We start from the raw sequence: 13,483 nt of genomic DNA, 5'->3' as shown, positions 1-13,483 counted from the left end.
AACGTTCAGGCGCACTCGTACCAGTTCTTCGAACGGTTGACGATACGCACCACGAGCAGCATGACCGGCACTTCGATCAGCACGCCCACGACCGTCGCGAGCGCCGCGCCGGAGTTGAAACCGAACAGGCCGATTGCAGTGGCGACGGCCAGCTCGAAGAAGTTCGACGCGCCGATCAGCGCGGATGGACAGGCGATGCTGTGCTTCTCGCCGACCGCGCGATTGAGCCAATACGCCAGCGCCGAATTGAAGAGCACCTGAATCAGGATCGGCACGGCGAGCAGCACGATCACGAGCGGCTGCTTCAGGATGGCCTCGCCCTGGAAGGCAAACAGCAGCACCAGCGTGGCGAGCAGCGCCGTGATCGACCACGGGCCGATCTTCGCCATTGCCGCCTCGAATGCCGCCGCGCCGCGCGCGAGCAGCATCTTGCGCAGGATCTGCGCAAAGATCACGGGGATGACGATGTACAGCGCGACGGAGGTGAGCAGCGTCGCCCACGGTACGGTGATCGCCGAAATACCGAGCAGAAAGCCAACCAACGGCGCAAAAGCGACCACCATGATGCTGTCGTTGAGCGCGACCTGCGAGAGCGTGAAGAGCGGATCGCCGCCGGTGAGGCGGCTCCAGACGAACACCATCGCCGTGCAGGGCGCAGCGGCCAACAGGATCAGCCCGGCCACATAGCTGTCGAGCTGCGCGGCGGGCAGCATCGGCGTGAACAGGTGCTTGATGAAGAGCCACGCAAGAAACGCCATCGTGAACGGCTTGACGAGCCAGTTGACGACGAGCGTCACGCCAATGCCCTTGATGTGCTGACGCACTTCATGCAGCGCGCCGAAATCGACCTTCACCAGCATCGGCACGATCATCACCCAGATCAGCAGCCCGACCGGCAGATTGACCTGGGCGTATTGCATGCGCCCGATCGCCTGGAAGACGCCCGGTAGCGCCTGGCCGAGCAGGATGCCCGCGACGATGCACAGCGCGACCCAGATGGTCAGATATCGCTCGAAGAAGCCGATGACCGGTTTCGAGGCGCTTTTGCGCATGGCGGCGAGGTGGCTGGCGTTCTCGTTCAGCATTGGCACGAACCTGCGTCTGGGCTCAGGCAGGGCTGCCCCTGGCAGCAGTTCTCGGTCAGGAAACCGAGGACGGCATTCATCTGCTCATAGGCGGCCCGATAGATCAAGGTACGTCCGTCGCGCTCCTGCGTGACCAGTGCGGCATTCATCAACTCCTTGAGGTGAAAGGAGAGCGTCGCATTGGGCACGTCGAGCTGGGTCGCGATGGTGCCAGGTGTGAGCCCTTCTGGACCGGCGACAACCAGCATGCGAAATACACGCAGGCGCAGATCATGAGCGAGCGCCGCGAGGGCGCGAACGATGTCTTTTTCTTCCATATTTCCAATATATTCGAAATATCGGGAAGTGGCAACACGGATCCAGATCGGAGCGCAATGAGAACGCGTGCACCAGGTCGCACGAAGGATGGCGTGTTCGAAGCGATTTCGTCCATGACAATGGTGTGCATACGCCGATCTTGTCGCTGCAATCCAGAAGCGTCACACACTCGCCTGAATGATGAATCGCACTCCATACTATTTTGAATCGGTAATCCCTTTAATCTCACCCTCTGCATTTGACGTGCCCCCATCATGCCGGTACACTGCGCGCCGCGGGGTGGAGCAGTCTGGCAGCTCGTCGGGCTCATAACCCGAAGGTCGCAGGTTCAAATCCTGCCCCCGCAACCAGCGATACCCGAAGCGCAATCAGGGAGACGGCTCCATGAAGAAACCACAATTCATCAAGTTTGCGTTTGCTGCAGTGGCTATCGGCCTGACCGGCGCAGCGCACGCGGGCGACGTCAACGTGGGCATCAACGTTGGTACACCCGTCGTCGTCGCTCCGCCGCCACCGGCTGTGGTCGTTACGCCAGGCTGGCACGGCGACCGGTATTGGGATGGCCATCGCTATTGGGAACGCGACGACTGGGAAAGACACCATCATCATCACGATAAGCACTGGCACTGCCCGCCTGGACATGCGAAGAAAGGCGAGTGCTGAGCAGGCACCGATGATGAATGCAGCACGATAAAACCCGGCATCCCTGCCGGGTTTTGCGTTTGTGGCGACAAGGTGTACGGGGCACGCACACGAACACAACCCACAGCAACGCACGTTACGGCCCTCGCCTTCCCGCGCCCGAGATTCGAAACAGATGTAATCATCTGTTAACGGCGGGCATGAACGCCTGTTTTGCGGCGAAAAGCGCGACTGCACTTTGGTACGATCCGCCCTTTCGTCGAATGCGCAGTAACCGTGAATCACCCGTATGTGTCTTTTTTTCGCGAGCGTTGCGCGCGCGGACTGGCGCGTGGCCGTGCGCTTGCCGGCGCGGCCAGCGTCATGGCGCGCCGTCTCGTCGGCGCGATGCTGCATGCGGTTCGGCATCCGACGCGCCGGGGCATCGCGCTCGCTCTCGCTGCCCTGCCCGTGTTTTCGCTGGCCTACGCGCTGGCTCTCGTCCCTTTCACGCCACACCTCGGCGATATCCGCAAGGCCCGGATTGATCGTCCCGCACGCATTCTCTCCGCCGATGGCGCTGTGCTCACCGAGTTCAAGCCAGTCAACCGCGAGTGGGTCGGACTCGACCAGATTTCTCCTCATGTGGTGGACGCCCTGATTGCGACCGAGGATCACCGCTTCTATCAGCATCACGGCATCGATCTCCAGCGTCTTGGCGCCGCGGCGCTCCACAATGCCACCGGATCTCGCCAGGGCGGTTCGACGATCACCCAGCAGCTCGCACGCAATCTCTATCCAGAAGAGGTCGGTCGAGCCCCGACGTTGACGCGCAAGCTAAAAGAAGCGATCACGGCGCTCAAGATCGAATCGGTCTATAGCAAGAACCAGATCCTCGAAACCTACCTGAATACGGTCCCATTTCTCTACAACGCATACGGCGTGGAAATGGCCGCGCGCACTTACTTCGGCAAAACCGCTGCCAGCCTCAATATCCTTGAAAGCGCAACGCTCGTGGGAATGCTGAAGGCGAACAGTGCCTATAACCCGGTAATCAATCCCGAGCGCGCGCTCGAGCGCCGCAATACCGTACTCGCCCAGATGGTGAAGTTCGGCAAGCTTGAACCACGCGCTTACGCCTGGCTCTCCCGGCAACCGCTCAGTGTCAATTTCGAGCCGCAATCCGAACCGGTGGGCGCCGCTCCGCACTTCACCGCGCAATTGCGCCGATGGCTGGCCGCATGGGCCGATCGCAACGGCTACAACCTTTATGCCGACGGACTCGTTGTTCATACAACTATCGATTCCAGGCTTCAGGCCATGGCGACGCAAGCGGTTGCGTGGCAGACCGGCCAGTTGCAGTGGATCGCCAACGACGCGTGGAACGACCGCACAGGCTGCTGGCCAGGCAATGCGTTATTCCAGTCGTTCATCAGGCAGACGCCCGAGTATCGGACTGCCCGCGATTCCGGTCTTTCAGACGCCAATGCAGTGAGAAAACTTGCGCGTGACGCTTCGTTCGTGAATGGTTTGTGCCATAGCAAGACGCAGATCCAGGCGGGGTTCGTTGCCATCGATCCGCGCAACGGGGATATCAAAGCCTGGGTCGGCAGCCGCGACTTTCAGGGCGAGCCATTCGACCACGTGCAACAGGCGCGGCGTCAGCCCGGTTCGACGTTCAAGGCGTTTGTGTATGGCGCGGCGTTTGCCGACGGTGCCCAGCCGGGCGACACGATCGTGGATCGTAACGTCGCGATCGCATTGAAGGGCAATGCGGTATGGAAGCCGACTGATCCTGAACCGGCAACCGGCCGCCCGATGTCGCTGCGTAACGCCCTGACGTTTTCGCGCAATCGCGTCACGGCCCAGCTCATGCAGCGCGAGGGACCGGAGAAAGTCGCGGCGCTGGCGCGTGCGATGGGCGTACGTGAAAGCCCCCTCGATCCGGTGCCCGCGCTCGCCCTCGGCACCAGCCCGGTCACGCTCAGGGAAATGGTGTCGGCGTATTGCACGATCGCGAACCGGGGCGGCTATATCGAACCGCGTATGGTCACCCGTATCGAGGATCGCAATGGCAAGGTGCTGGCTGACTTCCCCGTTTCCAGCCGGGATCAGGCACTGCCCGTGGCCGCCGCGAGCAAGCTGGTCGATGTCATGCGCGATGTCGTCGACCGGGGCACCGGCGAGGACATCCGCACGCGTTTTGGGATTCGCGCTGACGTGGCCGGCAAGACCGGCACGACGCAGGACAATACGGATAGCTGGTTCATCCTGATGCATCCCGAACTGGTCGCTGGCGCATGGGTAGGATTCGACGACGCGCGCGTCACGCTACGCAACGACTATTGGGGCGAAGGTGCACACAGCGCCCTGCCCGTGGTGGGTGCGTTCTATGACATGGCGCTGCGTGCGCGGGTCATCGATCCGCAAGCACGGCTAACGCCAGGCAGCAATGCGCGCCGCCCCAATCGCCCGCACAAACATCATCATTTTCTTTTCTGGAACTTCTAGCGCTCTGGCGCGCTCAGCGAGTTATATCCCGACATTCCCTGATACAGACGCCAATGTCTTTGGATCTGATCCGTAATTGCTCTATCTTCAGTTCATTGTGCCCCTGCCGATATCCTGATGAGGCAATGACAGCTCCACAAGGCATGCGTCCCTCTTCACGAAAGATACCCCGACAGGTTGCGACCCTGATTGCGACGGTGCTCGCGACAGTCTTCGCGTTAGCTTGCGCGTGGGAACTCAAGCTCGAGAGTTGGACCATGCATGCGCTCGGGCTTGGCTACGAGCAATCGTTTGAATCCGCGGAACGATGGCGTTTCATCCTTACATCGACCAGCTTTGCGGCCATTGCCCTGATTGTCCCCTCAGTATGGCTGGGTCGGTCGTTGCACATCCAGAAAGACGGCTACCTCGCCTTGAAGCGCGAGCAGGCGTTAAGCAATGAGCTTGCACGCCATGACCCACTGACCGGCCTGCTCAATCGCCGTGTATTCAACGAGCTTCTAGCGGCAGCGCTAGAGCAGGCGCCTGCTGCCATTGCGATCTTTCTCGTCGATCTTGATCGATTCAAACGCATTAACGACAGCCATGGCCATGCCGTGGGCGACAAGGTCTTATGCGAGATTGCGGAGCGCCTTCGAGATATCGGGATCGAATCAGGGGCTTGTGTCGCACGAATTGGAGGTGACGAATTCGCGTTGCTCGTCGGCGATAACAACAAGCGCTCTCTCACCGCATTGGCAAAAGACATCCTGACGGGCCTTTGCGCTCCACTTGCTTCGCTGGCACACAAGACCTCGGTGGGCGCGACTGTGGGAATAAGTATCGCGCATATCGATGCCGCGCAGCCCGATGCGCTCATGCACTGTGCAGACCATGCGATGTACCGGGGAAAGCGAGCGGGCCGTGCTACGTTTCACTTCTATGATCCGAGTTACGAAGAAGCACAGCAACTGTCGAGCGAGTTTGAATCGGATCTCATCGTTGCCGTGGAGCAAGAGCGGATATCCCCATTTTTTCAACCAGTCGTCAGTCTGCCTGGCCGGAGAATCGTTGGGTTTGAAATTCTGGCGCGTTGGCATTGTCCTCATCGCGGTCTGCAGATGCCGACTGAATTCATCCCTGTCCTTGATCGCCTGGGCCTGATCCCGGAAATGACATTTTCGCTGCTAAAGCAATCAATCGTTTATGCGACGCAGTGGCCCAATGATCTCGCATTCGCAATCAATGTCACGGCATCCATGCTTGAAGACACGGAGTTCGCAGATCGATTGCACGATGTACTCATCGAGTATGAATTTGAACCCCGCAGACTTGAAATTGAAATTACCGAGCAGGCGCTTGTCTCGAACCTCTCGGCAGTCCGGGAAAATCTCACGAAGCTTCGATCACGGGGAATCAATGTCGCACTCGATGACTTCGGAACGGGATATTCCGGGATCTATCACCTGACACATCTGCCTATCGACAAGATCAAGATCGACCGCTCGTTCCTCGACCGGGAAGTCGCGGGACATGAAAAGATCGTTTCCGCAGTCCTGGGACTTGTGAATAGCCTGAACATCAAGGCAACCGCTGAAGGCGTCGAAGACGAAGAGGCCGTTCGGTGGCTTTGCACCCTCTCCTGCGATTTCGCGCAGGGATATCTGTTTGGCAAACCCATGCCAGCTAGCGACGTCACGCTCCTGCTCGAGGATATCCGCGATGTTCCGAAGCCTCTTCGCGCGCATTGCGCCGAGCGTCTGAATACAAATAGCTTTTATTGACCGGCAATAGGTTTTCCCCTTCCCGTTTTGTCTATCCGGTAGGCGCCTGAGCGCTTCTGCGAGTCCACAGTCAAACGCGCTAGCTGGTGGTGTGGCCGTTGAAGTGCCATGTTTTGAACCATCTTGTCCGACCCACTCCCGCAGCACGCCTACACACAAGCGAAGTGACTTGTCTACGCCCCTCACGCCTTGACAATTGTTGACATTGATTCGATGCGCGCGCAACGAAGTCCGCTCGCATTATGACGAAATCTTCATACGAAACGTTTATTGCTCTTATCAGGTGTTTCTAAATACCTAAAAGGCACTAACAATCTCTTATTTGAAATTTCTTTTACCGCAGCTTCGCAAGGACTTCCGCATCTGGTTGCATGGTCAACGTTTCATTGGCGAACAGCGCGATCGATCGTGCTAATTCAAAAAACCCTTTTTTATAAAAGGAGTTAAAAAAAAAATACACCGTCTGTAGCGATTTTCATTCGTTCAGCATCGAGTGTTGCGTCGCCGCTGCATGGCCTTTTCTCCGCAAAAATCTTACCCATCGCTCTGATATCTTTCGCGCCGAAATATTTAATTAAATAACGCGGTAATGATCGGAGGTGGCGAATTGGAGTTTCGGAGAATGCGGGGGGACGCGAATGCAGTTGCGTCGGGGAACGGCATCCAGAGCTATTCGCGGGTTCAAACGAACCGGCGCGTTAAACACGAAGAGTGTTTCGGCCTCACGCGTAGCCGGATTTCCATTGCAGTCATGCTGGCCGTCGCGGGAACCGTCGCGTTCAGCAGCGGCGCGGCGCGTGCGGCGGGTGGGAATGGCCTCAGCTATCTTGGGGCCGGTGTAGGCGGCACAGGTGGTACGGATGGGACTTTAGCGACCGCTACGGGTCAGGTGGGCACCGCAGGCACGATCAGCACGAATGCCGGTTCCGGTGGCGGTGGCGCACTCGATCTGACGACGGGTAATGGCGCAGCCGGTGGCGCGCGGGCCACCTACGGAACGGGCGTTGTCCTCGGTACGGCGGGTGCCACCGGTACGGTCGGCATGGTGGTCACAACGACCACGAGTATTTCAGGCACGGTCACGGGCGGCACAGGAGCGACGGGGCAGGCAGCAGTCGAAAACGTGAACACCCAGGGCGGTAGCGGCGGCGGCGGTGCCGGTGTGCAGGCCACGGCCGACGTGACAGTCACGGCGACCGGAACAGTGACGGGCGGTATGGGTGGGATACTCACCGGCGGCGGTGGCGGCGGCGGCGGTGCCGGCATTTTCTCAACGGCGAACGTCACGGTCGACGCAGGCGGAAAGGTCACGGGCGGCGCAGGAAATACGACACTCTCCGGCGGCTCCGGCGGCGGTGGCCAGGGCGGCGCGGCGATTGCCTTGAGCGGCAGCGGCACGGTGACCAACAGTGGAACGCTGACCGGTGGCACCGGAGAGCGATCAATAACCGGCGCAGGCGGTGACGGCGGTGCTGGCGTCGAAGTCGTTTCGGGCGGCACCGTTATCAACGAAGCCGGTGGAACAATCACAGGCGGTACCGGCGGTCAGAGTTCTTCATCGCATCCCAGCACCGGTGGCGCAGGTATCACCGGCACCAACGTGACGGTCATCAACGCGGGCACGATTACCCGCGGCGCAGCCGCAACCGGCGGCAAGAAAGGCAACGCGATCGAATTCACCGGCGGCGTCAATTCACTCGAAATCTGGTCGACTTCGGTCATCACCGGCAACGTCGTTGCGTACAGCGCCGCCGATACGTTCAAGCTCGGCGGCAGCACCAACTCCAGCTTCGATGTCTCCCAGATCGGTTCATCGGCGCAATACCAGGGCTTCGGCGTCTTCGAGAAAGTCGGCACGAGCACATGGACGCTGACCGGCACCACGTCCGCCGTCACGCCCTGGACGATGAGCGAAGGCATCCTGCAGATCTCCGACGACGCCAATCTCGGTGACGCCTCGGGCGGCCTGACGTTCAACGGCGGCACGCTCGAAAACACGGCCGATGTCACGAGTGCGCGCAGCGTCACGATGCAGGCCAACGGCACACTACTAACCGACGCCGCCACGACCTTGACGTTGAACGGCACCATCACCGGCAACGGCGTATTGACGAAAGACGGCACCGGCACGCTCGTACTCGATGGCGACGATACCTATACCGGCGGCACGACCATCAGCGCGGGCACGCTGCAAATCGGCAGTGGCGGCACGAGTGGCAGCATCGTAGGCGACGTCGCCAATAACGGCACGCTGCTGCTGGACCGCGCCGGCACGCTGACGCTGGATGGCACGATTTCCGGCACCGGCAGCGTCAGCCAGTTGGGATCGGGCACGGCCGTGCTGGCCGCCAACAACACCTATACAGGCGGCACCACGATTGCAAGCGGCACGCTGCAACTGGGTAACGGCGGCACGAGCGGCAGCGTCGCCGGAAACATCGTCGACAACGGCACGCTCGCGTTCGACCGAAGCGATGCGTTCACGCTCGACGGTCTGATCAGCGGAACCGGCGCGGTCAATCAGCTTGGCAGCGGCACCACGATTCTCACGGCAGCAAACACGTACACGGGCGACACGAATGTGCTGGCCGGCACGCTCGCGATCGGCGACGCAGCGCATACGAATGCATCGATCGCCTCGGCCCTCACGAACGTCGACGCAGGCGCGACGCTCGGCGGTTACGGCACGGTGTCGGGGTCGGTCGATAACAGCGGCACGGTTTCGGTCGCGGATGCGCTGGCGGCGTTTGCAACGGCGGGCACCGGCTCGCTGACCATTGGCGGCGATCTGACCAACGATGGCGTCATCAATCTCGCGGCTGCATCGGGCAGCATCGGTAACGTGCTCGATGTGGCAGGCAATTATTCGGCGACGAATGGCCTGCTCGTGATGAACACCCTGCTCAATGCGGGCGGCACGGCTACACAGACCGACCGGCTCGTCGTGGGCGGTAATGCAAGCGGTACGACCGCGATCACCGTGAACGGCTCGGGTAGCGGCGCGCTGACGACCGGCGATGGCATCGAGATTGTGCAGGTCAACGGCACATCGGCAGCGAACAGCTTCCACCTCGCGACGGCGGTACAGGCCGGGGCCTATCAATACCTGCTGTATCAGGGCAGCACGTCGGACGCGAACAGCTGGTATCTGCGCTCGCGCCTCGCCGCGGCCCAGACGGCTTCCTCGGGTTCCGCCGATTCGGCGGCCGCATCGTCTGCCAGCGCATCGGCATTGGCGCCTGTTGCGTATCGTCCGGCCGTCGTCGGCTATTCGGTCACGCCGCTGCTGAATGCCGATTACGGTTTCAGTATCCTTGGGCGCCTGCATGAACGCGTCGGCGACGTCGCGAATCTCGATGCTTCGCAACCGGCGCACAGCAACGGTGTCTGGGGCCGGCTCGGCGGCCAGAATCTCGATGCCGATGCGGGCGATCGCTTCTCTGCCGATGAACATACGTTTTTTGCGGAGTTTGGCAAGGACTGGACGCTCTCGCGCGGGACGAACGGCGGCAGCACGCACGCGGGCGCGACGGTCACGATCGGCTCCACATCCGCGAATTTCGCCGATAGCGCGCGAAGCATCGCGGCCATGTCGGTTGCAACCGGCAGCGTCGAAACCCAGGCGCAGTCGATTGGCGGCTACTGGACAAAGTTTCTGCCTGACGGCACCTATTTTGACGGTGTGGGCCAGTTGACTCACTATCACAATCGTTTCGGCGATGTGTATGGCGGCAGCGCAAGCCAGAACGGTTTCGGCGCGGGTGCGTCGGGCGAAGTGGGCAAGCCGTTCGCGCTGGGTTCAACGGGCGTGGCGATCGAGCCGCAGGCGCAACTGCTCTACCAATACCTGCATCTGAACGGCTTCGACGACGGTATTGCGCCGGTTGGTTCGAACACGACGAATGCGCTGCGCGGCCGGCTTGGCGTGCGCTTGTTCAAGGCGAATCTGAGCAACGATTCGAAGACGTCAAGCGTGACGCCGTATTTCACGGCAGACGTGCTGCACGATTTCTTCTCGCCGGGACAAACGACGGTTGGCGGTACGCCATTTGACAACGCCATGCAGAAGACCTGGTACGACGTGGGCGTTGGCATTACCGGCAATTTCGGCAAGCACTCGGCGGTGTATGCGAACGTGAAGTACGAGCGCAACATCGGCGGTGACTATCGACGCAATGTCTTTGGCCAGGCGGGTTACCGTTTTAGCTGGTAACGCGATTCTCCTTCTTCGCTTCGCGAGAAAATAAAGCCGTCGTTGCCTGCGCGACGACGGCAGCAATTACACACTTCAATTGCATCCCTAACTGCCTGACGCGAACCACTTCTTCTGGATCTGTTCGTAAGTCCCGTCTTCATACATGGCCAGCAAGGCTTCGTTAATCGACTTGCGCAACGGACTGCCGGTAGGTAACGCGATGCCATACTTCTCGGGCCGGAACACCGGCCCCACCACGACGAGCGCGCCATGGCCCAACCGGGCGCCCCAGTATTGCAGCGTTGGCGCGTCATAGACGATGGCCTGCACATCGCCGTGCATCAGCAACTGGAATCCGTCGTTGGCATTGTTCACGCTGACGAACGGCAGCCCTCGCCCGGCAAGATATTCCGCCGCCACCGTACCAGGCACAGAACCAATCGATTTCCCCGGCAGATCGTCAGGACCCCGAATATTGGATTGAAGCCGCGCGACGGTTTGCGATGACGTCACCGTCGCCGTGAACTGGGCGACCAGCACCACGCCGATCAACCACATGGCCGGCACCAGCACGCGCTTCCACACGCCCGGCGCGTCGCGTTCGCCGTGCTCGCCCGTTGCAATGATCAGCATGCTGATCCAGAGCCCTTCCCCCAGCGCGCGCCAGTACGGTTTCTGGAAATTCGGGTCGTGCTTGCGCTCCGTTAGCCACACCAGATTGGCGAGCACAAAGACAATGACGATGGAAATGACGGCAAACTGACCGATCGCCAGCCATGGAATAGACCAGACCGACGCCAGAAAAGAATTGTCGTTATGCGCCCGCACCATGATCTGCAAGCCGGAATCGAAATAGGGAATAGAAAAGTCGACCACCCGTTCACGTTCGGGCGTCATGGTGATCGCCGATATCGCAACGTCCGCGTTGCCCTGCTCGACGGCCGGTAGCACATCGGCTTGCGTGGCGACGGGCGTCCATGTGAAATCCCGGCGCATGCGCCGCGCAATTTCATTCCAGATATCGATGCTGAAACCTTCGGGCGTCGCCGTTTGCGGCAGCACGAACGGCGCGACGGGCGCAATGGCGACGCGCAGGCTCGACGACGCCGGATTCGTGCTGCCGGATGCCTTCGCAGGAATGGCGGTCAATACGGCGGCCGTCATGATTGAAATAAAGAGCACGACTGCGTTCCACACCAGGCGCACGGCAGGTTTGCTCATCGCTGGACTCTCCAGACCGGTGTTGAGTGCGGATGCGGCGCGCTTCAATCGTTGCGCCGCATCGCTTCGTCGACGGCTTTCAGCAGCGCAGCGCCCAGAAACGGCTTGGCGAGCAAAGCGTGATTCCCGGCCGATGCCACGGCATGTCGCGTGGCTGGCGCATCGAACGCCGTGATGAAGACGATCGGTGGGCGCGGCGCATGCAATGTGCCGTAGAACGCCGGGCCCGATGCGCCAGGAAGCTGAATGTCGACCACCAGACAATGCGCGCTCGCCACGTATTGCGACATGCCCGCGTCTTCCGCGCTATGAAACGACCGCGTGACGAAACCAGAGAGCCTGAACAGACGCTCCATGGCGCGGCACAGACCCGCGTCGTCCTCGATAATCACGATCGAGATGAGTTCCCCATCCATGCGGCGTCCCGGTAGTCTTTGCCCGAGTCTCATACGATTGCGTGCGTGGCGCCATAGGGATTCAGGGCAACGCCTTTCCCTTTGGGGCAATCGCGGGCGTCACGACGATGTTCGCTGCGGCCGGGCCGCCGCGTGGTCGCGTGTGGGCGGGGCGCAGCGTACCGGCCTTCGCTGCGTCGACGGCGTCGCTCACCAGCGGTAGCCAGACCACAAAAGTCGTGCCGCCCCCATCGCGGGGAACGGCTTTGATATCGCCGTGGTGGGCATCGACGATCGAGCGCACGATGGAAAGACCAAGCCCCATTCCATGAGGCTTGGTGGTATAGAAAGGCTCGAACACGCGCTGTGACGATGCGGCACCGAGACCGCAGCCACGATCGGTCACCGTGAACTCGACACCCTCTGCCTTGCTCCGCGTAACGAGCGTCAGTACGCGGTCCGATTGCGCGGTTTCCTGCATGGCGTCCATCCCGTTGATCGTGAGATTGAGTACGATCTGCTGGATCTGGACAGCGTCACCCATGATCGACGCATCGCCTGCGCCAAAGCTTGTTTCAAGGCCGATATTGCGGCGCTTCGCTTCCGGTGCGATCAAGGTCAATGCGCATTGCAGCGTGCTATCGAACACAATAGGACTGAAGACGACGCCCTGCTTCTGCAGCAAGCTGCGCAAACGCTGCACGACATCGTTGGCGCGCAAGGCGTCGCGCTTCACATCCGAAAGAATGTCGCCGAGTTCCCCGGAGTCGAGTTGCGAAGCCTTTACCAGCAATTCCGCGGCGTCCGCGTTGCTCAGAATCGCGCCTAAGGGCTGTCCCACTTCATGTGCAATGGAGGCGCTCAGTTCGCCCACGGTCGCGAATCGCGCGGCGCGCGCCAGTTCGCCGCGCCGCGCGATGGCTTCGGCTTGCGCCGCACGACAGTTTCGACGCTGCACGAGCAATGCCACGATCGTTAGCGTCTGGGCCAATAACACCACCAGAATAATCAGCACGACATTGCGATATTCGCGGAAAATCGATTTCGGATACTCGATCAGATGGACGGCGTGATTGGCGTACTTCGTCATCGATACGCGGAACGCCGGCGTGAGAGCGTCCGCGCCGAAGCGAAAGCCGTCAAGCGAGTCGAGCAAGACTTCGACGCCTTGCGCAAAGGATGTTTCGCGTTGGTTGCCAATCCCCTTGATCTGCACAAATGCCGCTGGCCGGCTGGCGGCAGCGTGCGTGAGCATCACCGCTCGCGCCGGAGCCGGCGTATGCGCCGCCGTCGCGCAAGTCGCTGCAATGAGCAGTAGCGACACCATCGCCTTGCGAAATGCGCGAGCAGCACGTTGCCCGAAGCCACCCACCA

9 protein-coding genes and 1 tRNA gene are annotated in these 13,483 nt (G+C 60.7%); 5 read left to right on the top strand and 5 right to left on the bottom strand.

Annotated features, from left to right (window positions below):
- Nucleotides 1-5: 5 nt before the first annotated feature.
- Entirely contained in the window at nt 6-1,085 is a 1,080-nt protein-coding gene (gene arsB, locus G3N59_RS17025) for an ACR3 family arsenite efflux transporter (protein ID WP_205983788.1), read from the bottom strand.
- Nucleotides 1,079-1,402 carry a metalloregulator ArsR/SmtB family transcription factor gene (locus tag G3N59_RS17020; protein ID WP_205983787.1) on the bottom strand — a complete coding sequence of 108 codons (324 nt, stop codon included), beginning with the start codon at nt 1,400-1,402 and terminating at the stop codon, nt 1,079-1,081. The genes arsB and G3N59_RS17020 overlap by 7 nt, the downstream gene beginning before the upstream one ends.
- A 274-nt stretch (nt 1,403-1,676) precedes the next feature.
- Here G3N59_RS17020 and G3N59_RS17015 point away from each other — a divergent pair.
- From G3N59_RS17015 to G3N59_RS37325, 5 genes are all read left to right on the top strand, one after another.
- A tRNA-Met gene (locus G3N59_RS17015) sits at nt 1,677-1,753 on the top strand.
- Between the two features lie 34 nt (nt 1,754-1,787).
- A complete protein-coding gene (locus G3N59_RS17010) occupies nt 1,788-2,066 on the top strand; it encodes a hypothetical protein (RefSeq protein WP_205983786.1) in 279 nt (92 codons plus the stop codon).
- A gap of 342 nt (nt 2,067-2,408) precedes the next feature.
- Nucleotides 2,409-4,535 (top strand): transglycosylase domain-containing protein, encoded by a 2,127-nt coding sequence (locus G3N59_RS17005; protein ID WP_205983821.1) that lies wholly within the window; start codon nt 2,409-2,411, stop codon nt 4,533-4,535.
- 125 nt (nt 4,536-4,660) lie between these two features.
- Nucleotides 4,661-6,298: an EAL domain-containing protein gene (locus G3N59_RS17000; RefSeq protein ID WP_205983785.1), complete on the top strand. Its 1,638-nt coding sequence runs from the start codon at nt 4,661-4,663 to the stop codon at nt 6,296-6,298.
- Nucleotides 6,299-6,920: 622 nt separating this feature from the next.
- Complete coding sequence (locus G3N59_RS37325; RefSeq protein ID WP_205983784.1) at nt 6,921-10,511, top strand: autotransporter outer membrane beta-barrel domain-containing protein; 3,591 nt, start codon at nt 6,921-6,923, stop codon at nt 10,509-10,511.
- Nucleotides 10,512-10,598: 87 nt separating this feature from the next.
- Here the strand turns inward: G3N59_RS37325 and G3N59_RS16990 are convergent, their stop codons facing one another.
- The 3 genes from G3N59_RS16990 to G3N59_RS16980 all read right to left on the bottom strand — a co-directional run bounded on the left by G3N59_RS16990 (nt 10,599) and on the right by G3N59_RS16980 (nt 13,265).
- A complete protein-coding gene (locus G3N59_RS16990) occupies nt 10,599-11,714 on the bottom strand; it encodes a transporter substrate-binding domain-containing protein (RefSeq protein WP_205983783.1) in 1,116 nt (371 codons plus the stop codon).
- Between the two features lie 44 nt (nt 11,715-11,758).
- A complete protein-coding gene (locus G3N59_RS16985; protein ID WP_205983782.1) occupies nt 11,759-12,130 on the bottom strand; it encodes a response regulator in 372 nt (123 codons plus the stop codon).
- Between the two features lie 61 nt (nt 12,131-12,191).
- On the bottom strand, nt 12,192-13,265 hold the full coding sequence (locus G3N59_RS16980; protein WP_205983781.1) for an ATP-binding protein: 1,074 nt from the start codon (nt 13,263-13,265) through the stop codon (nt 12,192-12,194).
- Nucleotides 13,266-13,483: the final 218 nt, after the last annotated feature.

Source organism: Paraburkholderia sp. Ac-20340 (genome assembly GCF_017104965.1).
Lineage (GTDB): Bacteria > Pseudomonadota > Gammaproteobacteria > Burkholderiales > Burkholderiaceae > Paraburkholderia.
This window is presented reverse-complemented; position numbering and strand designations above follow the sequence as displayed.